Origin of the sequence: Empedobacter sp. UBA3475 (assembly GCF_002378465.1) — a bacterium.
GTDB lineage: Bacteria > Bacteroidota > Bacteroidia > Flavobacteriales > Weeksellaceae > Empedobacter > Empedobacter falsenii_B.
In genome coordinates, this window is sequence record NZ_DFRA01000046.1 from 84,104 (window position 1) to 108,136 (window position 24,033).

At 33.1% G+C, this 24,033-nt stretch carries 26 protein-coding genes; 22 read left to right on the forward strand and 4 right to left on the reverse strand.

The genetic code is table 11. From position 1 onward, the window contains the following. The first annotated feature begins 1 nt into the window (after position 1). From B3I31_RS10685 to B3I31_RS10775, 19 genes are all read left to right on the forward strand, one after another. Entirely contained in the window at positions 2 to 1,243 is a 1,242-nt protein-coding gene (locus B3I31_RS10685) for an NADH-quinone oxidoreductase subunit D (protein ID WP_038333370.1), read from the forward strand. A gap of 15 nt (positions 1,244 to 1,258) precedes the next feature. Beyond that, positions 1,259 to 1,750, forward strand: coding sequence for a complex I 24 kDa subunit family protein (gene nuoE, locus B3I31_RS10690; RefSeq protein ID WP_115002287.1), 492 nt, complete (start codon positions 1,259 to 1,261; stop codon positions 1,748 to 1,750). Further along, positions 1,750 to 3,108 (forward strand): NADH-quinone oxidoreductase subunit NuoF, encoded by a 1,359-nt coding sequence (nuoF, locus tag B3I31_RS10695; protein ID WP_221854711.1) that lies wholly within the window; start codon positions 1,750 to 1,752, stop codon positions 3,106 to 3,108. Before nuoE ends, nuoF begins: the two co-directional genes overlap by 1 nt. Positions 3,109 to 3,115: 7 nt before the next feature. Continuing rightward, entirely contained in the window at positions 3,116 to 4,198 is a 1,083-nt protein-coding gene (locus tag B3I31_RS10700; protein WP_291058640.1) for a 2Fe-2S iron-sulfur cluster-binding protein, read from the forward strand. 25 nt (positions 4,199 to 4,223) lie between these two features. After that, the gene (gene nuoH, locus B3I31_RS10705) at positions 4,224 to 5,273 is read left to right on the forward strand and encodes an NADH-quinone oxidoreductase subunit NuoH (protein WP_019974862.1); all 1,050 of its coding nucleotides are present in this window, start codon (positions 4,224 to 4,226) and stop codon (positions 5,271 to 5,273) included. A 22-nt stretch (positions 5,274 to 5,295) separates the two neighbouring features. Continuing rightward, positions 5,296 to 5,796, forward strand: a complete 501-nt coding sequence (gene nuoI, locus B3I31_RS10710) for an NADH-quinone oxidoreductase subunit NuoI (RefSeq protein WP_038333352.1) — start codon at positions 5,296 to 5,298, stop codon at positions 5,794 to 5,796. Continuing rightward, complete coding sequence (locus B3I31_RS10715) at positions 5,796 to 6,314, forward strand: NADH-quinone oxidoreductase subunit J (protein ID WP_125348899.1); 519 nt, start codon at positions 5,796 to 5,798, stop codon at positions 6,312 to 6,314. The genes nuoI and B3I31_RS10715 overlap by 1 nt, the downstream gene beginning before the upstream one ends. A gap of 16 nt (positions 6,315 to 6,330) precedes the next feature. Further along, on the forward strand, positions 6,331 to 6,657 hold the full coding sequence (nuoK, locus tag B3I31_RS10720) for an NADH-quinone oxidoreductase subunit NuoK (RefSeq protein WP_125348900.1): 327 nt from the start codon (positions 6,331 to 6,333) through the stop codon (positions 6,655 to 6,657). A gap of 2 nt (positions 6,658 to 6,659) precedes the next feature. Beyond that, a complete protein-coding gene (nuoL, locus tag B3I31_RS10725) occupies positions 6,660 to 8,552 on the forward strand; it encodes an NADH-quinone oxidoreductase subunit L (RefSeq protein ID WP_125348901.1) in 1,893 nt (630 codons plus the stop codon). 7 nt (positions 8,553 to 8,559) lie between these two features. Further along, on the forward strand, positions 8,560 to 9,978 hold the full coding sequence (locus B3I31_RS10730) for a complex I subunit 4 family protein (RefSeq protein ID WP_125348902.1): 1,419 nt from the start codon (positions 8,560 to 8,562) through the stop codon (positions 9,976 to 9,978). A gap of 20 nt (positions 9,979 to 9,998) precedes the next feature. Then, complete coding sequence (locus B3I31_RS10735; RefSeq protein WP_286494973.1) at positions 9,999 to 11,387, forward strand: NADH-quinone oxidoreductase subunit N; 1,389 nt, start codon at positions 9,999 to 10,001, stop codon at positions 11,385 to 11,387. 273 nt (positions 11,388 to 11,660) lie between these two features. Then, on the forward strand, positions 11,661 to 11,870 hold the full coding sequence (locus B3I31_RS10740; RefSeq protein WP_219034519.1) for a helix-turn-helix domain-containing protein: 210 nt from the start codon (positions 11,661 to 11,663) through the stop codon (positions 11,868 to 11,870). Between the two features lie 441 nt (positions 11,871 to 12,311). Continuing rightward, entirely contained in the window at positions 12,312 to 12,959 is a 648-nt protein-coding gene (locus B3I31_RS10745; protein WP_219034520.1) for a DUF6266 family protein, read from the forward strand. A gap of 549 nt (positions 12,960 to 13,508) precedes the next feature. Continuing rightward, positions 13,509 to 15,362 carry a M1 family metallopeptidase gene (locus tag B3I31_RS10750; protein WP_219034521.1) on the forward strand — a complete coding sequence of 618 codons (1,854 nt, stop codon included), beginning with the start codon at positions 13,509 to 13,511 and terminating at the stop codon, positions 15,360 to 15,362. Beyond that, positions 15,362 to 16,135, forward strand: coding sequence for a type III pantothenate kinase (locus B3I31_RS10755; RefSeq protein ID WP_257468124.1), 774 nt, complete (start codon positions 15,362 to 15,364; stop codon positions 16,133 to 16,135). Before B3I31_RS10750 ends, B3I31_RS10755 begins: the two co-directional genes overlap by 1 nt. Positions 16,136 to 16,280: 145 nt before the next feature. Continuing rightward, a complete protein-coding gene (locus B3I31_RS10760) occupies positions 16,281 to 16,856 on the forward strand; it encodes an RNA polymerase sigma factor (RefSeq protein ID WP_219034522.1) in 576 nt (191 codons plus the stop codon). Then, positions 16,840 to 17,502, forward strand: coding sequence for a hypothetical protein (locus B3I31_RS10765; protein ID WP_219034523.1), 663 nt, complete (start codon positions 16,840 to 16,842; stop codon positions 17,500 to 17,502). Before B3I31_RS10760 ends, B3I31_RS10765 begins: the two co-directional genes overlap by 17 nt. Before the next feature lie 29 nt (positions 17,503 to 17,531). Next, complete coding sequence (locus B3I31_RS10770; protein WP_286494968.1) at positions 17,532 to 18,572, forward strand: PorT family protein; 1,041 nt, start codon at positions 17,532 to 17,534, stop codon at positions 18,570 to 18,572. Between the two features lie 154 nt (positions 18,573 to 18,726). Further along, positions 18,727 to 19,176 (forward strand): hypothetical protein, encoded by a 450-nt coding sequence (locus tag B3I31_RS10775; RefSeq protein WP_147280029.1) that lies wholly within the window; start codon positions 18,727 to 18,729, stop codon positions 19,174 to 19,176. Positions 19,177 to 19,210: 34 nt separating this feature from the next. Here the strand turns inward: B3I31_RS10775 and B3I31_RS10780 are convergent, their stop codons facing one another. From B3I31_RS10780 to B3I31_RS10795, 4 genes are read right to left on the reverse strand one after another with little or no spacing between them, the layout of a single operon-like run. Next, complete coding sequence (locus B3I31_RS10780) at positions 19,211 to 19,498, reverse strand: hypothetical protein (RefSeq protein ID WP_038333316.1); 288 nt, start codon at positions 19,496 to 19,498, stop codon at positions 19,211 to 19,213. Next, positions 19,499 to 19,996: a YkgJ family cysteine cluster protein gene (locus B3I31_RS10785; protein ID WP_171623750.1), complete on the reverse strand. Its 498-nt coding sequence runs from the start codon at positions 19,994 to 19,996 to the stop codon at positions 19,499 to 19,501. It lies immediately after the preceding gene. Continuing rightward, positions 19,978 to 20,409 (reverse strand): pyrimidine dimer DNA glycosylase/endonuclease V, encoded by a 432-nt coding sequence (locus tag B3I31_RS10790; RefSeq protein ID WP_219034526.1) that lies wholly within the window; start codon positions 20,407 to 20,409, stop codon positions 19,978 to 19,980. The genes B3I31_RS10785 and B3I31_RS10790 overlap by 19 nt, the downstream gene beginning before the upstream one ends. A gap of 8 nt (positions 20,410 to 20,417) precedes the next feature. Beyond that, entirely contained in the window at positions 20,418 to 21,773 is a 1,356-nt protein-coding gene (locus B3I31_RS10795; protein ID WP_221854701.1) for a hydroxymethylglutaryl-CoA reductase, read from the reverse strand. Between the two features lie 405 nt (positions 21,774 to 22,178). Between B3I31_RS10795 and B3I31_RS10800 the strand changes: the two genes are divergently transcribed. The 3 genes from B3I31_RS10800 (at position 22,179) to B3I31_RS10810 (ending at position 23,997) form a co-directional block, all read left to right on the forward strand. Next, the gene (locus tag B3I31_RS10800; protein WP_115002328.1) at positions 22,179 to 22,397 is read left to right on the forward strand and encodes a hypothetical protein; all 219 of its coding nucleotides are present in this window, start codon (positions 22,179 to 22,181) and stop codon (positions 22,395 to 22,397) included. 74 nt (positions 22,398 to 22,471) lie between these two features. Then, a complete protein-coding gene (locus B3I31_RS10805) occupies positions 22,472 to 23,230 on the forward strand; it encodes a GLPGLI family protein (protein ID WP_115002330.1) in 759 nt (252 codons plus the stop codon). Positions 23,231 to 23,280: 50 nt separating this feature from the next. Continuing rightward, entirely contained in the window at positions 23,281 to 23,997 is a 717-nt protein-coding gene (locus B3I31_RS10810) for a GLPGLI family protein (protein ID WP_291058642.1), read from the forward strand. Positions 23,998 to 24,033 lie beyond the last annotated feature (36 nt).

Genomic DNA, 24,033 nt, shown 5'->3' on the forward strand with positions numbered 1-24,033 from the left:
CATGGGAAAAGAGAAAACTAAAAAATTAAAGCATCTTGATCTTCCAGATGGTTCGTTAGAAAAAAGCACAATTACCTTAAACTTAGGACCTACGCATCCTGCAACACATGGGGTATTTCAAAATATTTTAGAGATTGATGGTGAAATCATCAAATCTGCGGTTCCTACAGTTGGGTATATTCACCGTGCTTTTGAGAAAATTGCTGAACGCAAACCTTTGTACCAAATTACACCTTTAACAGACCGATTGAACTATTGTTCGGCGCCGTTAAATAACTTAGGTTGGCACATGACAGTTGAGAAATTCGTTGGAATTGAAGTTCCAAAACGTGTTTCTTATTTGCGTGTTATCATTATGGAATTGGCTCGTATGGCAGATCATATTGTATGTAACTCGATTATGGGTGTTGATACAGGAGCATTTACAGGATTCCTTTATATGATGAAATACCGCGAGTTGATTTATGAGATTTACGAAGAAATTTGTGGTTCTCGTTTAACAACAAATATTGGTCGTATCGGTGGTTTCGAACGTGATTTTTCTGAAGTTGCTTGGACAAAAATCCATCGTTTCGTGAGAGAGTTTCCAGATGTCTTAACAGAGTTTGAAAACTTATTTTTACGTAACCGTATTTTTATGGATCGTACGCAAGGAGTAGGAGGAATTTCGGCTGAACGTGCATTAAATTATGGTTTCACAGGACCAAATTTACGTGCGGCTGGTGTAGATTATGATGTTCGTGTAGCGAAACCATATTCTCGTTACGAAGAATTCGAATTCGATATTCCAGTTGGTACAACGGGAGATTGTTACGATAGATTCTTAGTTCGTGGTCAAGAAATGTGGCAAAGTTTAAGTATCATTAAACAAGCAATTGCAAAAATTGATGCATTAGAAGGAGAAGAAGCAACGCAATATCATGCTGATGCTCCAGACTTTTATTTACCACTAAAGAAAGATGTTTACACAAAAATGGAAGCGTTAATCTATCACTTCAAAATTATTATGGGAGAGGTAGATATGCCAAAAGGAGAAATTTATAATTCAATCGAAGCTGCAAATGGTGAGTTGGGTTATTATTTCGTTTCTGATGGTGGACGTTCGCCATACCGTTTACATTTCCGTAGACCTTGTTTCATTTATTATCAAGCTTATCCAGAATTGATTGAAGGATCAATGATTTCAGATGCCATTATCACAATGAGTAGTTTGAATTTGATTGCTGGAGAATTAGATGCTTAATAAAAATTATTAAAAATGGCAATTCAATTTTCAGAAGAAACACAACAAAAAGTAGATAAAATCATTGCACGTTATCCATCGGATAAAAAACAAAGTGCATTGATTCCTTTACTTCATGTCGCACAAGCTGAGTTTGGTGGTTGGTTAGACACTCCTCATTTAGATTATGTTGCAGAAGTATTAGAAATTTTACCAGTAGAAGTTTACGAAGTAGCTTCATTTTATTCGATGTTTAACTTAAATCCTGTAGGGAAATTTGTGTTAGAAGTTTGTCAAACAGGACCTTGTATGTTAAGAGGTTCAGACAAAATTATTGAACACATCAAAACAAAATTAAATATTGAAGCTGGTGGAACTTCGGCAGATGGTTTATTTACATTAAAACCAGCCGAATGTTTAGGAGCATGTGGTTACGCGCCAATGCTACAGTTAGGAAAAACGTATCGTGAGAATTTAACGATCGAGAAAGTAGACGAATTAATCGAGGAATTGAAAAAATTAGCATAATGGGACAAAAATTACTGTTAAAAAATATTGATGTTCCAGGAATTCGTCAGTATCAAGCTTACCGCGAAAACGGTGGTTATGCAAATGCTGAAAAAGCATTTAAAATGACAACTGATGAAATCTTAGAAGAAGTAAAAACTTCTGGTTTAAGAGGTCGTGGTGGTGCAGGTTTCCCAACTGGAATGAAATGGAGCTTTTTGGCAAAGCCAGAAGGTGTTCCAAGACACTTAGTGGTAAATGCAGACGAATCTGAACCAGGAACGTTCAAAGACCGTTTCTTGATGGAATATATTCCTCATTTATTAATTGAAGGAGTTCTGATTTCATCATTCTGTTTAGGTTCTAATACATCATTTATTTATATCCGTGGAGAATATGCGTGGGTTGCAGAAATTTTAGAAGAAGCAATCGACGAAGCAAAAGCTGCTGGTTGGTTAGGTAAAAACATTCAAGGAACAGGTTTCGATTGCGAAATTTATGTTCAACGTGGAGGTGGAGCTTATATCTGTGGTGAGGAAACGGCATTGTTAGAATCGTTAGAGGGTAAACGTGGAAATCCACGTCTTAAACCACCTTTCCCAGCTGTTAAAGGTTTATGGGGAAGACCAACGGTTGTAAATAATGTAGAAACAATTGCTGCAATTGTTCCAATTATTGAAATTGGAGGAGAAGCGTATTCTAAAATTGGAGTTGGACGTTCTACAGGAACAAAATTAATTTCAGCTTGTGGTAATATTAATAAACCAGGCGTTTATGAAATTGATATGACAATTACGGTTGAAGAATTTATTTATTCAGACGAATATTGTGGAGGTATTCCAAACGGAAAACGTCTTAAAGCATGTATTCCTGGAGGAAGTTCTGTGCCAATTGTTCCAGCAAACTTATTGTTAAAAACTGCCGAAGGTAAACCTCGTTACATGAATTACGAAAGTTTATCAGAAGGAGGTTTCCAAACAGGAACAATGATGGGTTCTGGAGGATTTATTGTTTTAGATGAAGATCAAGATGTTGTTTACCATACGTATACATTAGCTCGTTTTTATCGTCACGAATCATGTGGACAATGTTCACCTTGTCGCGAAGGAACAGGTTGGATGGAAAAAATCTTGAAACGAATCGATGAAGGAAAAGGAAAAATGTCTGACATCGAATTGTTATGGGATGTTCAACGTAAAATCGAAGGAAATACAATTTGTCCATTAGGAGATGCAGCGGCTTGGCCAGTAGCAGCGGCAATTCGTCACTTCCGTGATGAGTTTGAATGGCATATTAATAATCCGGAAGAATGTTTGACGCGTAATTTTGGTTTAGCACATTATGCTGATCCAATCGAAATTAAAGAAACCGCAAATTAATACGAAGATGGCAGAAGAAACACCATTATTTAAAGTTACTATCGATAACGAAACGATTGAAGTACCTGCGGGAACAACGATCCTTCAAGCCGCTCGTATGATTGGTAAAGAAGTAGCACCTCCAGCGATGTGTTACTACGGTAAATTAGAAAATACAGGAGGAAACTGTAGAACATGTTTGGTAGAAGTATCAAAAGGTAGTGAAGCAGATCCTCGCCCAATGCCAAAATTGGTTCCGTCTTGTCGTACAACAGTTATGGATGGAATGGTTGTAGGCAATAAAACGTCTGAGCGTACAGTTGAGGCACGTAAAGGTATTGTTGAATTATTATTAATCAACCATCCTTTAGATTGTCCAGTATGTGATCAGGCAGGAGAATGTAAATTACAAGATTTAAGTTACGAACACGGAGCAGAAGCGACGCGTTACGAATTTGATCGTCGTACATTCCCTAAAGAAGATTTAGGTCCAAATATTCAGTTGAACATGAACCGATGCATTTTGTGTTATCGTTGTGTAAAAACTGCGGATCAAATCACAGGTTGTCGTGAGTATGGCGTAATGAATCGTGGAGATCACGCTGAAATTTCAACGCATATCAACAAAAGTTTAGATAACGAATTCATCGGAAATATTATTGATGTTTGTCCAGTAGGAGCATTAACAGATAAAACGTTCCGCTTCAAAAATCGTGTTTGGTTCTTGAAACCAGTTGATGCGCATCGCGATTGTCCGACTTGTTCTGGTAAAGCACAAGTGTGGTTCCGTGGGAATGAAGTTTTCCGTGTAACAGCTCGCAAAGATGAATTTAACGAAGTAAAAGATTGGATTTGTAACACATGTCGTTTCGATAAAAAAGATATCAACGATTGGACGTTAGAAAAACCATCAGAAATTTCTAAAGATTCTGTTGTTCGTCAAGGTCATTACTTTGAGAATAAAGTGGAGCCAAAAGAAACACTTCCGAAAGTAATCAAACGCGATCCAAAGATTTTATTAGATATTCACTCGGTTTCAGAAGTAAATGAACCAAATCGTGATTTATCTAAAATTGATGGACCAGCAACAAGTAAAGATTTTAAAGATTAATCATTCGTAAATAAAATTAACAAAAATGACAGAAGAATTTATTGCTGATGCATTAGAAAAGTTAGCTTTAGTAGGCGTAATGATTGGTTTTGCATTAGTTGTTGCCATGTACTCTACTTGGGCTGAGCGTAAAGTTGCAGCATTCTTACAAGATCGTATCGGACCAAACCGTGCAGGTATTTTTGGTTTATTACAACCACTTGCCGATGGTTTAAAATTATTCTCAAAAGAGGAAATTACACCAAAAGATTCGAATAAATTTTTATTCATCTTAGGTCCATCTTTGGCAATGATTGTAGCTTGTATGACAGGTGCAGTTATTCCATGGTCGACAGCTTTCGAGATTGGAGATCGTGTAGTTGTTCCTCAAATTGCAGATGTTAACATCGGGTTTTTATACATTTTAGGTGTGTTAAGTTTAGGTGTTTATGGAATTATGATTGGTGCTTGGGCATCGAACAACAAATACTCTTTAATGGGAGGTTTGCGTGCAGCTTCGCAGATTATTTCGTACGAATTACCAATGGGAATTGTGTTAATCACAATTTTGATGATGACAGGTTCTCTAAAATTGAGTGATATTGTACATTATCAACAAGAACATGCATGGTTTATCTTATTACAACCATTAGGATTTATCATTTTCTTGGTGTGTTCGTTTGCAGAAACTAACCGTACTCCGTTCGATTTACCAGAAGCAGAAAATGAATTAATTGGAGGTTATCACTCAGAATATTCTTCGATGAAGATGGGATTCTTCTTATTTGCAGAATACATCAACATGTTTATCAGTTCTGTGGTAATTTCTACCATCTATTTTGGTGGATACGATATCCCATTTGTAGACGATGCAACATTAGTAAACTCTATCGGAGTGAATGGAACGGCAATTCTTAATTTCCTTTCATTATTCGGTAAAGCTTGTTTCTTCATCTTCTTCTATATGTGGGTGCGTTGGACAATTCCTCGTTTCAGATATGACCAATTAATGGATTTAGGTTGGAAAAAATTATTGCCTTTAGCATTAATCAATATGTTAATTACAGGCTTAGTGATTTTATTATTAAACAAGTAGAATCATCAAAATCATTAAAAGTATGAAACCAATTACAAATAGAGTAAAACAAGTAGAACGTAAACCCCTTACTTTTTGGGAAAGTATCTATTTGATTTCTATCGCAAAAGGGTTGATGATTACATTGAAGCACTTCTTTTCGAAGAAAGCAACAATTAGTTATCCAGAAAAACAAAGACCGTTTAGTCCTGTATTTAGAGGATTACACGTTTTGAATAGAGACGAAGAAGATCGCGAAAATTGTACGGCTTGTGGACTTTGTGCTTTGGCTTGTCCAGCAGAAGCGATTACAATGGAAGCGGCAGAAAGACTTCCTGGTGAAGAAAACCTTTACCGTGAAGAAAAGTATGCAGCGAAATATGAAATTAACATGTTACGTTGTATTTTCTGTGGATTCTGTGAAGAAGCTTGTCCAAAAGATGCTGTTTATTTATCGCAAACAGTTCCACCAGCAAGTTTCAAACGTCAAAACTTTATCTATTCGAAAGAAGATTTATTAATCCCGAAAAAAGCTACAAATTAATGGAATTACCTATCATTTTATTCTATGTTTTGTCGAGCTTAACGGTGTTAAGTGCGCTACTAATGGTGTTCAGTAAAAATCCTGTACATTCCATTTTATATTTAATCGTAACATTCTTCTGCATCAGCGGACATTATGTATTGCTAAACGCACAGTTTTTGGCAATTGTAAATGTCATTGTCTATGCCGGAGCAATTATGGTATTGTTCTTATTCGTGGTGATGTTGATGAACTTGAATAGTGAAAAGAAATCATTTGGTCGACCAGCAAAAATAGTAGCAGCGAGTTTAATCTCTTTGTTATTTGTTGCCTTGACAATTGGTATTTTCTCACAAAATCAAGCTTCTGCAAACACAGCTGTAGAAATGGGAACAGGTGATTTAGGATTGATTCACAACTTAGGATCATTGTTATATTCAGAATATGTTTTACCATTCGAGTTGAGCAGTATTTTGTTTATTTCTGCAATGATTGGAGCGGTGATGTTATCGAAAAAGGACGAAGAATTATTGGATTAAATATAAAAAGTAAAAGATGTTACCAATCAGTTATTATATTACTTTATCATTAATCCTATTCGGAATAGGAATGGCAGGTGTTATGCTACGTCGTAACGCAATTGTCATTTTTATGTGTATAGAATTGATGTTAAATTCTGTGAATTTGTTGTTAGTAGCGTTCTCAAAAATGCACTATCACGCAAATTCAGTATTAGAAAAAGGAACAGATGCACAACTTTTAGTATTCTTTATTATGGTTGTAGCCGCAGCTGAGGTTGCTGTAGGATTATCAGTAATAATTTTATTGTTCCGAAAAGTATACTCGGTAGATATTAATGTGTTAAATCGTTTAAAAGGTTAAGAATGGAGCAGTATATATGGTTAATTCCTTTGATTCCATTCATAGGATTTTTGATTAACGGTTTAGGACGAAATGTACTTTCAAAAAGCTTAGTTACTTTCATCGGAAGTGGAGCAGTTTTGGCAAGTTTCATTTTATCAATCATGGTTTTTATGTCAGTTCCATCAGGAGCAGATGCACAACCATTAATTTTTAAGGCATTTGATATTATCAATATTCCAACTTTACAAGTTCCGTTTGCATTTCAAATTGATGCATTAACGAGTTTGTTTTTGTTAATTATTACAGGAGTTGGATTTTTAATTCACGTGTACAGCTCGGCTTACATGAGCGAAGACAAAGGATTTGCAAAATTCTTTTCTTACCTAAATTTATTCATCTTCTTCATGTTGATTCTTGTAATGGGAAACAACTTTGTGATGATGTTTATTGGATGGGAAGGGGTTGGACTTTGTTCATTCTTATTAATTGGTTTTTGGTTTACAAATCCAGAATATATCAAAGCAGCAAAGAAAGCTTTCATCATGAACCGTATCGGAGATGTTGGATTCTTATTGGCGATGTTTTGGATTTTCAAAGAATTTGGAACGTTAGAATATGTAAAAGTATTCAGCCAATTAGCAATTGATCCATCTGCATTTACAGGTTTTGTATTGACAGGAATTACATTATTGTTATTTTTAGCAGCAACAGGTAAATCGGCTCAATTACCATTATTCACATGGTTACCAGACGCGATGGCAGGACCAACGCCAGTTTCAGCACTTATTCACGCTGCAACAATGGTAACAGCAGGTATCTTTATGATTACACGTTGTAACGAATTATTTTCGGCAGCACCAATCACATTACAAGTTATTCAGTACGTAGGAATTGCAACAGCTTTTGTTACTGCAACGATTGCAATGCGTCAAAACGATATCAAAAAAGTATTGGCTTATTCTACAGTTTCTCAATTAGGATTAATGTTCGCAGCAATTGGATCTGGAGCGTATATCGCAGCAGTTTTCCACGTAATGACGCATGCATTTTTCAAAGCATTATTATTCTTAGGGGCAGGTTCTGTAATTCACGGAATGCACCACGAGCAAGATATGCGCAAAATGGGAGGTTTGAGCAAATACATGAAAATTACACATATCACTTTCTTGATTGGATGTTTGGCAATCGCTGGTATTCCAGGTTTATCAGGTTTCTTCTCGAAAGACGAAATGTTATTAGGAATGTTTGTTTCTAATCCAGTTGTTTACGGAATCGGATTTATCGTTTCTGTGATGACAGCATTCTATATGTTCCGTTTATATGCAATGACTTTCTTAGGAGATTTAAGAGATAAAGAAGCTCATCCGCATGAAAGTCCAGCTGCAATGACAATTCCATTAATCATCTTAGCAGTTCTTTCTGTTTTTGCAGGTTATATCGGAATTCCAGCGTTGTTTATGCAAGACGGACATAAACTTCAAACTTTCTTAAGTGGAGTTGTATCAATCGGAGAAGCTCATCATGTTTCTCATGCAACAGAATGGATGATGATGGGAGCTTTATTACTTTGTGTACTTGGTGCAATTTATTATGCAATCAAGAAATACACAAACCATGTAGATGGTGAAGCAACAGGAATTGCAAAATTCTTTGAAGACAAATGGTACATCGACGAGTTATATGACAATGCAATTGTAAAACCATTGTTCGAGTTGGGTGATGTCTTGAAAAAATATGTAGAAAAAGCAGGAATTGCAGCTTTTGTTTTAGGAGTTGGAACTGTTTCTGGTCGCGCATCAAAAAATGTACGTCAGCTACAAAACGGAAATGTAGGATTCTATATTATGCTAATGGTTGTAGGAATCGTGGCAGGTATCGCAATCTTTTTTATGGGGTATTTAATTTCAAAATAGGTTAGTAATGCTTTTATCTTTATTTATCATTTTACCATTAATAGTAGGAGTTTTTATGCTATTAATGCAAGGTCAAAAACCACAAAGATGGTTAGGAGCATTCGTTGGTGGAGCGTTGTTGGCGTTGTACTTGTTTATCACTTGCAAAGGTGGAAACAACGAGTTAACGTTTCAAACACAATGGTTCAATTTCAACAGCGTTAAAACTTATTTCGCGTTAAATGCTCAAGGTTTGGGAGGATTAATGATTCTATTAACTAACCTTACTTACTTAGCTCTTTTTGTTTATTTATCAACAACAAAACAAAAATATAGCAATACATTCTATGGATTATTGTTAATCACTTTAGCAGGATTAAACGGAGTTTTCTTAGCAGAAGATTTAATTTTATTCTATTTCTTCTGGGAAGTTGTCTTAATTCCGGTTTATTTCTTAATCGGATTATTTGGAATTGGAAAAGACAAAATTCGCGCAAATATGACATTCTTCTTATACACGATTTTAGGATCGATGTTTATGTTAGGAGGAATTATTTACATCGGATTTTTCTTACAACCAGCATCATTTTTATTAACAGATGTTGTACAAGTTACAGGACCGCATTATTCAACAAACACAGCGTTGGCATTGTTATTCTTAATCGCTTTTGTGATTAAAATTCCAATCTTTCCATTTCATACATGGCAACCAACAATCTATAAAACATCACCAACTCCATTAACAGTTGTACTTTCAGCTTTGATGGCGAAAATGGGATTATTTGCAGTGGTTACTTGGTATTTGGGAATGTTTCCAACGATTTCAGAATTGTTCAAATACATTACTTATTTAGCAATTTTCGGATTAGTTTATGCCTCGTTAATAGCTTTGAGTGCAAAAAATGTGAAGAAAATTATTGCATATAGCTCGATTGCTCACTTAGCTTTAATTTTTGTGTCATTATTTTCTGAATTAGCAAATGGTGTAGCAGGAGCTTATTTCCAAATGTTTTCACATGGTTTAGTTGTTTTAGGATTATGGTTATGTGTAGATATTATGGAAAGAAAATATGATTTGACAGACATCAAATCGATTGGTGGTTTAGCAAAAGTTGATCCAACATTATCTATCTTATTCATGATATTCGGTTTAGCAAACGTAGCATTACCATTGACAAGCTCATTCATCGGAGAGTTTATGATGCTTTCTGCATTATTTACACACAATCCAGTTTTATGTGTAGTAGCTTGTTTAGGTGTTATTTTATCTGCCGTTTATACGTTGAGATTATCAAGCGCATTATTGTTTGGAGAAGTGAAAAACATCAAACAAAAAGATGCTCAAAAAGGAGGTTTTGGACCAATTGCAGTTATTTCTGTAATCGCAATCATCGTGATTATTTTAGGAGTTTATCCAACACCAATTTTTAATTTATTAGCACATTAATCATTTTTGAATAAATAGATATGAATACGATTATTTTATCAGCACTTTCAGGTATTATTTTGATGTTTAGTGGATTCTACATCAAAAATAATCGTGCCTTAAATATACTTTCTGTTGTTCTGTTTTTCGGAATGATTGTAGGAGGAATTTTCGAATTGAAAGGTTGCTCAATGTTCGCAGGAAAATTCGATAATATGATTGGACAATCGCTTTACGGCGTTTCGTTCTTTATCGCATTGGCAGGATTGGCAATTTTTTACTTATTGTTGAACAAAGATTTGTTTGGAAAAGTAGGAAAACACGTGGCAGAATATTATGCCTTAATTTTCTTCTCTTTTACAGGAATCGCAGTTTTAGCACAATTCCACAACTTAGTAATTATGTTCTTAGGAATCGAATTAATGTCAATTCCAATGTACATTATTGCAGGAACAAACAAAGAAAGTCTTAGAAGTACAGAAGCTTCTGTAAAATATTTCTTGATGGGAGCTTTCTCAACAGGAATTTTGATGTTAGGTGTAACATTTTTGTACGGCGCAACAGGAACTTTTATGGTTGATCAATTGGTAAACTATAACAAAGATTTCGAAACAATTTATTACGCAGGATGGTGTTTAATCATCTTCGCATTTTGTTTCAAAGTTTCTGCAGCACCGTTCCACGCATGGACACCAGACGTTTACGACGGAACACCAACTGTGTTTACATCGTTTATGTCGACAATCATCAAAGGAGGATCATTTTTAGGATTTATTTTAGTCCTAAAATCATTCCCAACAAATGTAGAATATGCCGAATATTACCGTTTATTATTCGCGTCAATTATCATTTTGACGTTATTTATCGGAAACTTCGGAGCAGTTTCTCAAAAATCTGTCAAACGTTTGATGGCTTATTCATCAATCGCGCAAGCAGGTTTCATGTTATTTGTTTTGTTCAATATCAATTCAGCTTCTAAAGAGGCTTTGATGTTCTATACGATTGCTTATTCAGTTGCGAACTTCATTATTTTCTATGCGATTGATCAATTCAAAAATCCAAAATTTGAGAGTTTCATTGGTTTAGGAAAAGCAAATCCAGTTTTAGCAGCAGCGATGACAATTTCATTAATTTCATTAGCAGGTATTCCATTAACAGGAGGTTTCTTTGCGAAATTTATGGCGTTGAGTATTGGAGGAACAAACGATAAAAACCTATTTTTGATTGTAATTGCATTGGTTATGGCAGTTTTGAGTATGTATTATTACTTCAAAATCATCAACTACATGTATTTCAAAAAAGGGAAAAACAAATTAAAAACACAAGACGGGTTAACAAATTTCCTTTTAATTATCGGAATGGTAATCTTAATTGTGATGGGAATTTTTCCAGGAATATTATCGTCATTTTTACAAACGCCAATGTGGTAATTGGAGAATGATTATTATATAGTTTTTTATTATTTATTATTTAAAAGCTCGTGTCAAGTACTTGACACGAGCTTTTTTTTATATGGGATTATTTTGCAAAGAGTGTAAACCCTAACTTATCAACAACACATTATTGATAAATAAAGTTAAAACCCATAAAATCATTTCGATAATCAATTTATCTTTAGAGTAAATCTTACGATTCTTCAGATGAAAAGTCAAGCGTTTAACTCAGTCAATTAGTTTCAACAATTAGCAGAAGAAATCAATAAAATGCAACAAGCATTTGCAGAAGGAAACATTAGTTCTTTAGATTTGTACCTAATGGAAGAGGAGGATGTATTGCAATACCTAAAAATTTGCAAAAGTACATTATACAATTACAGAAAGAAAAACCTTTTAAAAGCCTACAATTATTTTGGTCGAAACGTCTACTTAAGACACGAAGTTTACCAAGCAATAATCAATCAATTACTCAAATAAATCAAGAGGCTTTTAAGCCTCTTTTTATTTATAATAAATTTAATAATACTCAATAAGATCATCATTAAAGATAACAATTAACAACCAATTCTTTTTTTGAATCCTTTTTTAGACAAAAAAAGAGACAGAAGATTTAACCAAAAAGAAAAACTTCCCCGTTTGAAAGAGGTCAGGAGAGTGTAAATCAAATGTAAAACAAAACCACTACAACCACACAAACACCGAACAAACACCGAAGCGCTGCGGTACTTATCAACAGAACAACCACAGCACAACCACAGAAATATACAGACGAATACAAATAAGTACATTTCATTCCAAAGCATTGCAAATCATTCCAAATGTTTCCATTTGTATGCAATAATTGAATTAATACGGATATCCATTACGAACTTCACCATAGAAATTAAAAATCAAGTAAAACATTTAAAACCAAAAAGTATGGGTAAAGTTATTGACAGTATCATTTCAGGTACATCCGGTCGTACAGGTCGAATAGTAGTCGCAAATGTCAACGGTTACGAAATATCACGCATTCGTCCTAAAAAATTATCAAAAGCACCAACTCCAAAACAAGCATTAATCAAAGAACGTTTCAACAAATCAGTCTTATTTCTTGCGAGTTACAAAGAATATGCAAAAGCATTTTTCGGAACAAAAGTAGGATTACGTTCCACATACAATTCTGCAATGAGCAATGTCATGAATGCATTAGTCTGTGATATGGATAATTTACAAATACTACCTAATTATCATCAAATTCAATTTTCAAAAGGAAAAGGAATAGATCTACAACCCTTAGCCATCAGTTCTCCAACTCCGTTAACAATTCAGATCGATTGGGAAAACAACTCCATGGGCTCTAATGGCGAAACAGATTACATGGTGGCATTACTTGCAGAAGACAACGACCTTAATGTAGGAACCCAGTTTTTTCAAACCAATGCAATCCGTGTAGACTTAACATATCAACTAAGTTTATTACCAAGATATCAAGGTAAAGAATTACATATATGGATTGCCTTTGTCAATCCAGAAAACCTATTTGCATCTAATTCTGTTTACGTAGGAAAAATCATAGTAAACTAACATTGACTATGATTCAGAAAAGAGAGAAAAAACCGTTTATATCATAACAAATCACATAAGTTGATGTCCAAGATACAAACGGTTTTTCTTTTTTTATCAAAAGAAAAAACTTCACCAAAGACACAAAAAAAAATCCCTCTCGAGAGGGCATAGAAGAGTGTAAACCCTAACTTATCAAGCTAAATTCATTTCAGCTTCACATTATTTTCTAATCAAATTCCAAATCAAAAAATTGGCATTAAATCGATGACGTTAAGAAAATGATTGAAGAGCAGCGTTAAAAAGATTTTAGCTCGTAGAGTTTTTAAAATCTTTAGCGAAGCGAAAACCATTTTTAGTCCAATCGATTTACAGCCAAGTCTTTTTTGGTTACTTTTTTTGACTGTTCCCCGAAGGGCATATGAATACCAATTAATTAAAATAGATATTCAATGAATAAAAAAAGTAACAGAAGGTTGTTAACTAAATAAAAACAACCAACCCCCAACCTTCACCTTAATCTCAATCTTTTTTGTATTTTTGAAGTTAAAGTTTAATGATTAGTTAGAAATGAGAAAATTCACTTTACTAATCTGCTTATGTTTGGTTCAATTAGCTTTTGCACAACGTAAAGGATATTGGCAACAAAAGGTAGATTATAAAATAGATGTTGATATGAAAGAAAAATCATATCAATACGATGGAAAAATGCAATTGAAATACACCAACAATTCAGGTCAAAGCCTGAATAAAGTTTATTTTCATTTATATTTTAATGCTTTTCAACCAGGAAGTATGATGGATAATCGTTTACAAAACATTTCAGATCCTGATAAAAGAATGGCAACAAATATCGGAACAAAAGAAAATCCTAAATATGTTAGCCGTATTTCTGAATTAAAACCAGATCAAATTGGTTATCAAAAAGTAACATCTCTTAAACAAGATGGTAAAGCCGTTTCATATAAAGTAGACGGAACAATCTTAGAAGTTACATTAGCAAAACCAATTGCAGAAGGACAAACTTCTACTTTCGATATGGTTTGGAATGCACAAGTTCCCGAACAAATTCGTCGTTCTGGACGTAATTCGAAAGATGGTGTAGAATTTTCTATGGCACAATGGTATCCTAAAATGGCAGAATTCGATCCAGAAGGATGGCATTTAGATGAATACATTGGTCGCGAATTTTTTGCGCCTTTTGGTAATTTTGATGTCACAATTAACATCGATAAAGATTATGTAATCGGAGCTTCAGGAGAATTACAAGACCCTAATAGTGTAAAAGGTTATGTAAAAAATCCAACAATCAAAACAAAGAATGGAAAAGTAGCTTGGAATTTCAAAGCTGAAAATATTCACGATTTTGTTTGGGCTGCAGACAAAGAATTTATTGTAGAACATGCAAAATCAAAGCATGGTGTTGAGGTATATTTAGTTTACCAAGACAATGATAAATCTTCTGCATGGAAACAAGCAATGCCTTACGCATTAGGTTTCTTCGATTATAATTCTGAACACTTTGGCGAATATCCTTGGAAAACATATTCAATCATTCAAGGTGGTGACGGTGGTATGGAATATGGTACTGCAACTTTAATTGCTGGAGGAAGTAATTTAAATAGCTTAATCGGAACTATTTTCCACGAAGCAGCTCACTCTTGGTACCAACAATTATTTGGTATCAATGAAACATACAACGAATGGTTCGACGAAGGTTTTACATCATATGTAGAGCAAATGGCGCACCTTAATGTTGTAGATAAATTAAAAGTAATGCCTTCTAATCCAAATCCAGATGCCTACAAAGGATATATTAATTTAGCACTTTCTGGTAAAGAAGAACCTGCAAGTTTATTAGCAGACTATTATAATACAAACTATGCATACTCTTTAGAAGCATATTACAAAGGTCAAGTTTTAGCAATTCAATTAGGATATATTATTGGAAATGATAATTTAAACAAAACATTCCTAGAATTCTATAAACAATGGAAATTCAAACATCCATCAGGGAATGATTTCAAACGTGTAGCAGAAGAAGTTTCTGGAATTAATCTTAAATGGTACTTCAATTTATTCTTGAACACAACACGCAAAATTGATTACGCTGTAGAAGCTGTAAACGGAAACACAATCACAATTGCAAACAAATCAGATTTTGCAATGCCTATCGATTTGTTGGTAGAATATACAGATGGCTCAAAAGAATTATTCTACATTCCTTTACGTGAAATGCGTGGAGAAAAACCAGCAGAAAACTTAGTAGAATACCAAGGTGCAAAAAGAATTATTTTAGAAGATTGGTTCTGGACAAAACCTACCTATGATGTTAAAGTTTCGAAAGAAGTTAAACAAGTTACCATCGATCCAACAAAACGTTTGGCAGATGTAAACGATAAAAATAACGTATTTACAAAATAATGTTATTAGCAGTAAATATTGGAAATACTAATCTTCGTTTCGCAGTTTTCAAAAGTGAAACGGAGATTATTACATGGACAATCAATTCAAAACCTTACCGTACCGAATACGAGTTTTTTGCAAAATTCTCGAACATGTACGAGCCTTTCGGAATTTCGAAAAATGATATTACAGATATTGTGATAGGTTCGGTTGTACCACCACTTACAGCAAGCGTTAAGATTGCATTACAAAAGATTCACAAGTTCAAACCAATGGTTGTAGATCGTAATACGCCATCAGCAATCAAGCATAAGTCAAACCAAATGGGAACAGATTTATATGCGAATGCCGTAGCTGCACATTATCAAAATTATCAAGGCAAAAAAATTGTCATTGATTTTGGAACTGCACTAACTTTCTTAGGCATAGACGAATCAGCAAATGTCGGTGGAGTAGTAATTGCTCCCGGAATTATTACTGCCTTAAATTCTTTAGTAGGAGAAACAGCTCAATTACCAACAGTCGAACTAAAAGCACCAAAAACTGTTTTAGGATCAGATACAGAATCTTGCATGCAATCAGGAATGGTTTATGGGTTTTTAAGTATGGTCGAAGGAATGATCGATCGTATCAATGCCGAAGAAGGAGAACAATCTTATGTAATTTCAACAGGAGGAGTTGGCGGTGTTTACAAATCATTGACAGATAAAATTGATATCGATGATCGTCTACACACAATAAAAGGTCTTAAAATATTATACGAATTGAATAAAGATTCATTTCAGAAATAAATCTATTTTTAGATAAAAACAATTAAAAAGCTCGCTCATTGCGAGCTTTTTTCATTTTATATCAAATCATTTCAAAAAAATGTCTAATTTTCTGTAACCTTTTTACAAACCTTGAGTCTATTAAGTAAGAAAGCAATTAACACACGTGAAATTATTTGTACTAAATCGAAAAAGTAAAGAAGAAATTTTAGTCGATCGACTAAAAAAGAACGATGCTTTGGCGCAAAAAGAACTCTACGAACAAAACTCCAAAAAGATGCTGAGCGTTTGTAGAAGTTACATCGAAGACATGCATTATGCAGAAGATTGTATGATTAACGGTTTTTGTAAAGTCTTTAATCATATCGAGAAATTTCAAAATAAAGGAAGTTTCGAAGGTTGGATGCGTCGAATTATGGTCAACGAATGTTTAACTTTTTTACGTGCAAATAAAACATTGATTTATGTTGATGATGTAAGAGTTTCTAATTATGATGAAGCAGATGAAGAAGTAGAAGAAACATGGTTAAATTTTAATGTGCAAGACGTGTTAGATCAACTTTCAGAACCTTATAGACTGGTGTTTAATCTTCATATTCTCGAAGATTATTCGCATCAAGAAATTGCAGAAATGCTCAATATTTCGGTATCGACCAGCAAAACGCAATTGTTTCGAGCAAAGGCAAAACTGAAAGAAATTGTTCTAAGTAAAAAGAAAATGACAAATGAAAAACAACGATAAAATATCAAACTATATAAAAAACGATTTAGAAAATCGTGAGCTAAAACCTTCGCACGATGCGTGGGACAGAATTCAGGCTCGTATGGATGTCGCTCCATCACCACAAAAATCAAACTACAAATGGTGGTTATCTGCTGCGGTTGTGGCGTTATTTACAGTTACTACGTCTGTTTATTTATTTACGAATCAATCTAAAAATGATGAACCAAAAGAATTGGTAAATCATCAGGAACAAAATAATCCGCAACAAATTCAATCAGATTCTAATACAGTTCATTCTTCAGAATCGATTTTAGCGAATAATGAAAAGATTGATTCTTCTAAAAAAGAAGTTGAAATTCAGCCTCAAGAAGAGAAGAAACCAATTCAACATGGTAAAGTTCAAGTGGCGATAAACGAAGAATCTCAACAAGTTGAAATGGCTTTTCCAACGAAGAAAGAAGCTATTGCAGAGAAGAAAGAAGAGTTAAAATCAGAAGCTCAACCAAAGAAAAATATTGCAGCTAACACAACATTAGATTCTGTAAAAGTGAACAAAAAGAAGAAGAATTTTGTAGATCCAAATATGTTGTTGTATTCGATCGAAAATAAAGAAAATCTAAAGGAGTCAAACCAATCGCGCGTGGTTTCTATCGGCTTCAAATAAAACATTAATATCCCTAAATTAGCAAGATTATGATAAAAAAACTTATCGTAGCAGGATTATTATGCTTATCAGCTACATCACTATATGCTCAAAAATTTACATTTGATTTGAATGATAAAAATGACGAAAAAATCAGTCCAATTGTAAAAGATCGCATTAGCGAATTTACGTTAGTGATTCGTCAAATTGTGCAGGAAGAAAAATCTGCAATGGAAAAGAAAATTGCGGCAGTTGACAAAGAATTAGCAGAAGGAAAACTGAATGCTTCTGAGGCTACAGCGAAGAAAGAAGCGATTGCAAATGTGTATTCGGGAACGATAAATGATCGTATTCAGGAAGTGAATTTTAACTTAGATGATATCATCAAACAACAAGTTGCATTTTCGATTATGAATGGCGAAGATCCAATTACGCCAAAAACGAAACAAGATGTGACGAAACGTTACCGAATTGCGAATCAAATTAACGGTTATGCTTCTTTTGGATACATGGCGTTTACAGGAAAAAAAGACGAAGAATTGAACAAACACGAGAAGTTTTCGAGCAATTTAACAGTAGGTTTAATGTATGAAAGACAATTATCCTTAACGAGTCCAGTTAACTTTTTAGCAGGAGCATTATTCTCTTGGAGAACTTACAGAATTGACGATGATATGCGTTTTAATCGTGATGAAAATGGAGATGTTGGTTTAATAAAACATGACAAATCGTTAGACAAATCGAAGTTGCGCTCGGCTTATTTTATGGTTCCAGTTGGATTTAAATACAATTTTTCGAAAGTCAAAAATATTACCGAAGATTTTGCATATCGTCCGCAAGGAAAACACTATATCGCAGCATATATGTATGGAGGAACGTTGTTATCATCGAATAATATTTACAAAGGAGATGGTGTTCGCAGCAAAAATCGTGGAAATTATAATGTGAATAATTTTATCTACGGAGCCGAAGTAACAATTGGTTTAGGATTGATTGATGTCTTTGTGAGAAAGGATTTTAATAATTATTTTAAAGATAATACATTCGATAATCGTAAAATGATTCAGTTTGGCATAAATCTTGGATTATAACAATTATCTCAATCATAGTTTTAGTATTGAAATTTTATAACATAACATTTTTTTTAATATAATGAACCTCAGATTTATCTGAGGTTTTTTATTTGTAGAAAAATTTTCTAAACCTGTTCAAAAAAATTGTAAATTAGTACAAATCCAATGAGAGATGGTAAAATCTAAACTTAGTTGGCAAACACTTCTTCTCGTCATCATTTTTCTATTATTAATGATGGTTAACTTCACGTTTGTCAAAGCTTTTTGGTTTGGAGGAAATTTTTGGATAGACGAACCTTTTTTACGCATTGGCGTTTTCATGATTTCTTTACTTGCATCGATGTCTATTTTATACGATTTAACGTTTAATTTGACCTTATTTACGTTAAAAGAAGAAACGTTCGAAATCAGAACAATTTTCAAAAAAGATGAAATTCCATATCGAGCAATTTATTATTTGTACGAAGAAGAAGACATTTTTCGCTTGAATCGCAATCAAATTCTAACTATTCAAACCAAAAAATCAAAGTTCAGATTACGAAGTTTTTTTGATTCAAATTATGATCAAGTAAAAACTAAACTAACCGAAAAAGCAGAACAATACGTTAATTTATTAGCTTAATGATATTAAAAAAACGTCGCTCATAGACGACGTTTTAATTATTACTATTATTTTTTAAGTAAATCAAAATGTTTTGAATCAGCACTAAAATTGCAACCGACGTAAAAAACATAAAGCCAACATAAATGGCAACTTGCTTGTCTTGACCAATTTTTATGAAGATAAAATAAGCCAAAAGTGTTCCCATGATTTGCATCAAAACGGCGCGCCAAGCCACTTTTTTTACAACAGCTGCATCTTTTGTTCTAAATCCAGCAATTCCTTGATAAATTGTCGGAAATATCAACATAATAAATGCGATTATTTTTAGAGGTGTTTCCATTTATACTTTTATTTCTTTCTGCATTTGTTCCACAACTTCGTAAGTTGCAGGACAAATTAGCGTGTTTTTTATGGTAAGATGATTAATCTGGTAAAATTTCTTACGATCTGTATGCGGATATTCACGACAAGCTTTCGGGCGATCTTCATAAACCAAACAATAATTTTCACTATCCAAAAAAGGACAAGGAACTTGCTGCAAAACATAGTCGTTGTCTTCATCAATTCGCAAATATTTATCAATAAATTGACTTGGTTTAATGCGAAAAACATGCGCTAAACGCTCAATATCTTTTTGTGTAAAAAGGGGACCAGTTGTTTTGCAACAATTCGCGCAAGAAAGACAATCAATACGATTGAAAACATCTTCGTGGATTTCTTCCATTTTCTGATCCAAGTTTTTAGGCGGTTTCTTCTTCAACTTCTCCAAAAACTTTTTGTGTTCGCGTTGTTTTTCTTTTGCTTTCGCAAAATATTCTTCTAAGAAATGATCTCCCATTTTTCTATCTCTCCTTCTTTTACTTCAAAAATCTCCGCGCAATCAACCATTTTAAGGTTTTCAAATTGTTTGAATCGCTCAGGATCTCTTTGTTCTAACTTCTTTAATAAATGGTTGAATTCATATTGCATTTGACCTGTTGTAACCTCAATTTTAATCTTTGTAAAATCAGAATCAATTTTATTTCGGTCAAAATTATATCCTCGTCTTGTGGCTTCGTCCCAAACTTTTGCTAAATATTGATTAATCGCTTCAAGCGGTTTTTCAATTGCTTTGAAACGAGTTAATTGCGGATGATTTTTATAACCTTTTGTATTGCCTTCCAAAACATTTTTTGCCAAAAGCGTTTCGCGCCAAAGTGCTACAATTCCTTTTGCATCGAGATATTTCGGATGAACAGACCAAATTCGCATTTGTTAGATTACTTCTCTTTTTTGATCTCTTCTACATTTTTTACACCACGTAATCTGCAAAACTCTTCGATAACATTGTGATGAGAAACCGTTTTATCTTTAAAATAATTGACAAAATATTTCTTTTCTTCTTCAGTTGCTTCTAACTGATTCAAGATATTCATTAAGTGCATTTTCATGTGACCTTTCTGAATTCCAGTTGTAACCAAAGAACGTAATGCACCAAAGTTTTGCGCTAAACCTGCAACAGCAACAAATCCCATCAATTCTTTAGCATTCGGTTTCCCAAGAATTCCCATTGCTAATTTTACTAACGGATGCAAAGCTGTCAATCCACCAATTGTACCAAGAGCAGTTGGTAAATCAATCCAAAAACGAAAAACTCCATCTTTCACTTCACAGTGTGTTAACGAAGAATACTGCCCATCTTTCGCCGCATATGTATGCGCACAAGCTTCTACAGCACGGAAATCGTTACCTGTTGCAATCACAACCGCATCAATTCCGTTCATAATTCCTTTGTTATGTGTTGTTGCACGATATGGTTCTATTTCTGCAATGCGAACAGCGCGCAAAAACTTTTCTACAAACTCTTCTGAGGTTACATTTCCTTCTGCCAATTGCTCAACAGGACAAGAAACCTCTGCACGAACAATACAATCTGGCGTATAATTCGATAAAATACACATCACGATTTGAACTGAATCTTTTTCATCATCTGTAAAAGTAGAATCAGCTTCTATCTCGTTGCGTAATGTTTTGGCAAATTGTTCTAAACAAGAATTGATAAAGTTTGCACCCATCGAATCCATTGTTTCGAAAGACGCTTTTATTTGATAATAGTTTTCTAAATCAGCAGTTTTATCAATTAATTCCAAAGCTAAAATACCACCACCACGCGCACGCATGTTTTTGGTGATATCATTTGTCGTTTCGATTAATTGATTTTTAATCGTTGTTTCAAATGCATTTTGTAACTTTTCTTTGTCGCCTTCGTACATAAAATGAACGTGACCCAATTTTGTTGTGGATAAAATAGTTGTTTTGAAACCACCACGTGTTTGCCAAAACTTCGCAGCTTTAGAAGCCGCAGCAACAACAGACGACTCTTCAACAGCCATTGGAATGGCATATAATTCGTCGTTGATTAAAAAGTTTGGTGCTAAACCAAACGGCATATAGAAATTAGAAACTGTATTTTCTGAAAATTCGTCGTGCAGTTTTTGTAAATCTGCATCATCATTCCAATATTGTTTCATGATTTGAATTGCTTTTTCATCGCCATTCAAATATTCATTGACAACCCATTCAATTTTTCCTTCTTTCGATAATTTCGAAAAACCTTCTACTGCTTGATGCTTCATATTGGATATTTTTTTATAAGACAAAAGTACAAACGTTTTGAATGTTATAAGATACTTCTTCTGTTTTTTGATTAATTTTTAACGATTTAGTAGAGTAGTGGATTTGGTTAAACACAATAAATGTAGAATTAGTTATTGTACTATAAATTTTTGAAGAAAATATCCACTTGAAAATTGATATTCTAAAATATAAAAAACACCTTTTACTTAACATAAAAGGTGTTATAAGATATTTCAACTCTAATGTAAAAAACTTCATTTTTAAATATTTCTTAAATTAAGTATTTAAAATTTTTTGTTTTTTAAAAAAAATATTAATTTAGAAATATTAACAACAATATTTAAACTAAAAAAAATGGAAAAATCTTATTAGCAAGTGCTTTTGCACTTATCGGAACTTTTGCTATGGCAAACGAAACAGAAACAAAAATTACAAATGAAGTTAAAGAATTATCATCAGTTATAAATTATAATACTTCTGAAGATGTTAATAATTGTGAAATAACAATTCGTGATGGTAATGGTAAATTACTTGCTTATACAATAGTTTATGCTACTTCAGAGTTAAATTGTAATTATCAAGCTGATAAGTATTTAGAGCAATATATTGCAGATCATTCATAATTGAATTAACTAATATCAACTACATTAATATAGCCTGATTATAATTAATCAGGCTATTATAAAATAAATAATAAATGAAATTAAAGCCACTATTATTAATAGTTTTATTTTGTATTGCTAATTCTATTTATGCGCAAATCTATAAGCTTGATTATCAGTTCAATAATCATGTTTCAATATTGAATAGAACAAATACATATAACACAACATTAGTATATGACGTTCCTAATAAGGTAAGTTTATATACGGTAATAAAACTAAAAGAAAAAGCAAAGAGTGAAAAAAACAGCACTTCATTAGTTATAGATGAAAAGGTGATTGATAATGAATTAATTTATAGTAATTTCAAAAAATTAGAAATGGTCATTCAAGAACAGATTGATATTGAAATGATGAATTTTACAGAAAAAATACCAACTATCAAATGGGAATTATCAAATGAAACAAAAGTAGAAAATGATTATAATCTTAAAAAAGCGACTGCTACTTTCAGAGGGCGAAACTATACAGCTTGGTACACATTAGATATTCCTGTAAATGTTGGACCATGGAAATTGCATGGACTTCCTGGCGCAATAGTAAGTGTTAATGAAGACAGCGGGAGATATTCTTGGCAATTAAAGGACGTGAAAAAGATAGAAGTAAGTACAATAAAAAATCCTTTAGAAAATAAAACGTATGCTGTAAAAAGCATCAAAGAATATCCACAATTAAAATTTGAAACGCCAGAAAGAGTTAAAGAAAAATTAAGAAAAATAGACAGTAATTTTATATTCCCAAAAGGAGAAAGAATAGATATAGAATTATTATTTGAATGGGAAAATAATTTATGATTCAATTAACTATCCAAAGCCACAGAAATTAGAAAAAAATAAGAATCTATATGAAAAATATACTTTCATTTGTAATGTTATTGTGTTTTGTAAATACATTTTGTCAAGAAAAAATACAAATAGAATACGAATTTCGAAATGAATTTGATATTGAAAATGCAAAAGATGCTGTTGTCAAAGAACGATTAAAAAACAGTAACGAAAATAGATTGTATTTTGAGTTTTTAAGTTCTGATAAAGAATCGCTTTTCCAAAGAATAGATAGAATTGATAACTCTCAGGGTAGATCAGGAGTCTCAATTTCCTTTATAAGTGGACCAGGAGGAATTTATTATAAAAATTTAGTTGACAAATCAACTCTTTCTGAAGTGAACTATAACGGAAAAAAAATGTTAATAACCGATTCTATAACAACCAAAAATTGGATATTAGCAAAAGATAAAGATAAAATTTTAGGGTTCGATGTTAAAAAAGCAACTTTACAAGTTTCTGAAAATTCATTTGTTGAAGCTTGGTATGCGTCAACAATTAAAATAAAAAATGGACCTTCTAATTATGAAGGATTACCAGGAATTATTCTAAAATTAATTTTGACGAATAAAGAAGAAAATTCCGTAAACAAACAAATTTATTTAGCAACAAAAGTTGAAGTGAGTGATAAATTAAAAATAAATAAACCAACAAAAGGTAAATCGATAACTCAAGTAGAATTTGATGAAATGATGAAAGAGGAGGAGAGAAAATATAATGAATTATTTAAACAATAATTAAAAAACATATAAAAAGACACTGTCCAAAATTTT

Coding starts and splice junctions, on each gene's coding strand:
- B3I31_RS10795 (WP_221854701.1), bottom strand. CDS start 21,773: ATGAAGCATCAAGCAGTAGAAGGTTTTTCGAAATTATCGAAAGAAGGA.
- B3I31_RS10770 (WP_286494968.1), top strand. CDS start 17,532: ATGATAAAAAAACTTATCGTAGCAGGATTATTATGCTTATCAGCTACA.
- B3I31_RS10775 (WP_147280029.1), top strand. CDS start 18,727: ATGGTAAAATCTAAACTTAGTTGGCAAACACTTCTTCTCGTCATCATT.
- nuoH (WP_019974862.1), top strand. CDS start 4,224: ATGACAGAAGAATTTATTGCTGATGCATTAGAAAAGTTAGCTTTAGTA.
- nuoL (WP_125348901.1), top strand. CDS start 6,660: ATGGAGCAGTATATATGGTTAATTCCTTTGATTCCATTCATAGGATTT.
- B3I31_RS10785 (WP_171623750.1), bottom strand. CDS start 19,996: ATGGGAGATCATTTCTTAGAAGAATATTTTGCGAAAGCAAAAGAAAAA.
- B3I31_RS10765 (WP_219034523.1), top strand. CDS start 16,840: ATGAAAAACAACGATAAAATATCAAACTATATAAAAAACGATTTAGAA.
- nuoE (WP_115002287.1), top strand. CDS start 1,259: ATGGCAATTCAATTTTCAGAAGAAACACAACAAAAAGTAGATAAAATC.
- B3I31_RS10780 (WP_038333316.1), bottom strand. CDS start 19,498: ATGGAAACACCTCTAAAAATAATCGCATTTATTATGTTGATATTTCCG.
- B3I31_RS10755 (WP_257468124.1), top strand. CDS start 15,362: ATGTTATTAGCAGTAAATATTGGAAATACTAATCTTCGTTTCGCAGTT.
- B3I31_RS10735 (WP_286494973.1), top strand. CDS start 9,999: ATGAATACGATTATTTTATCAGCACTTTCAGGTATTATTTTGATGTTT.
- B3I31_RS10745 (WP_219034520.1), top strand. CDS start 12,312: ATGGGTAAAGTTATTGACAGTATCATTTCAGGTACATCCGGTCGTACA.
- B3I31_RS10700 (WP_291058640.1), top strand. CDS start 3,116: ATGGCAGAAGAAACACCATTATTTAAAGTTACTATCGATAACGAAACG.
- B3I31_RS10805 (WP_115002330.1), top strand. CDS start 22,472: ATGAAATTAAAGCCACTATTATTAATAGTTTTATTTTGTATTGCTAAT.
- B3I31_RS10715 (WP_125348899.1), top strand. CDS start 5,796: ATGGAATTACCTATCATTTTATTCTATGTTTTGTCGAGCTTAACGGTG.
- B3I31_RS10800 (WP_115002328.1), top strand. CDS start 22,179: ATGGCAAACGAAACAGAAACAAAAATTACAAATGAAGTTAAAGAATTA.
- B3I31_RS10810 (WP_291058642.1), top strand. CDS start 23,281: ATGAAAAATATACTTTCATTTGTAATGTTATTGTGTTTTGTAAATACA.
- B3I31_RS10730 (WP_125348902.1), top strand. CDS start 8,560: ATGCTTTTATCTTTATTTATCATTTTACCATTAATAGTAGGAGTTTTT.
- B3I31_RS10685 (WP_038333370.1), top strand. CDS start 2: ATGGGAAAAGAGAAAACTAAAAAATTAAAGCATCTTGATCTTCCAGAT.
- B3I31_RS10790 (WP_219034526.1), bottom strand. CDS start 20,409: ATGCGAATTTGGTCTGTTCATCCGAAATATCTCGATGCAAAAGGAATT.
- B3I31_RS10740 (WP_219034519.1), top strand. CDS start 11,661: ATGCAACAAGCATTTGCAGAAGGAAACATTAGTTCTTTAGATTTGTAC.
- nuoF (WP_221854711.1), top strand. CDS start 1,750: ATGGGACAAAAATTACTGTTAAAAAATATTGATGTTCCAGGAATTCGT.
- nuoI (WP_038333352.1), top strand. CDS start 5,296: ATGAAACCAATTACAAATAGAGTAAAACAAGTAGAACGTAAACCCCTT.
- nuoK (WP_125348900.1), top strand. CDS start 6,331: ATGTTACCAATCAGTTATTATATTACTTTATCATTAATCCTATTCGGA.
- B3I31_RS10750 (WP_219034521.1), top strand. CDS start 13,509: ATGAGAAAATTCACTTTACTAATCTGCTTATGTTTGGTTCAATTAGCT.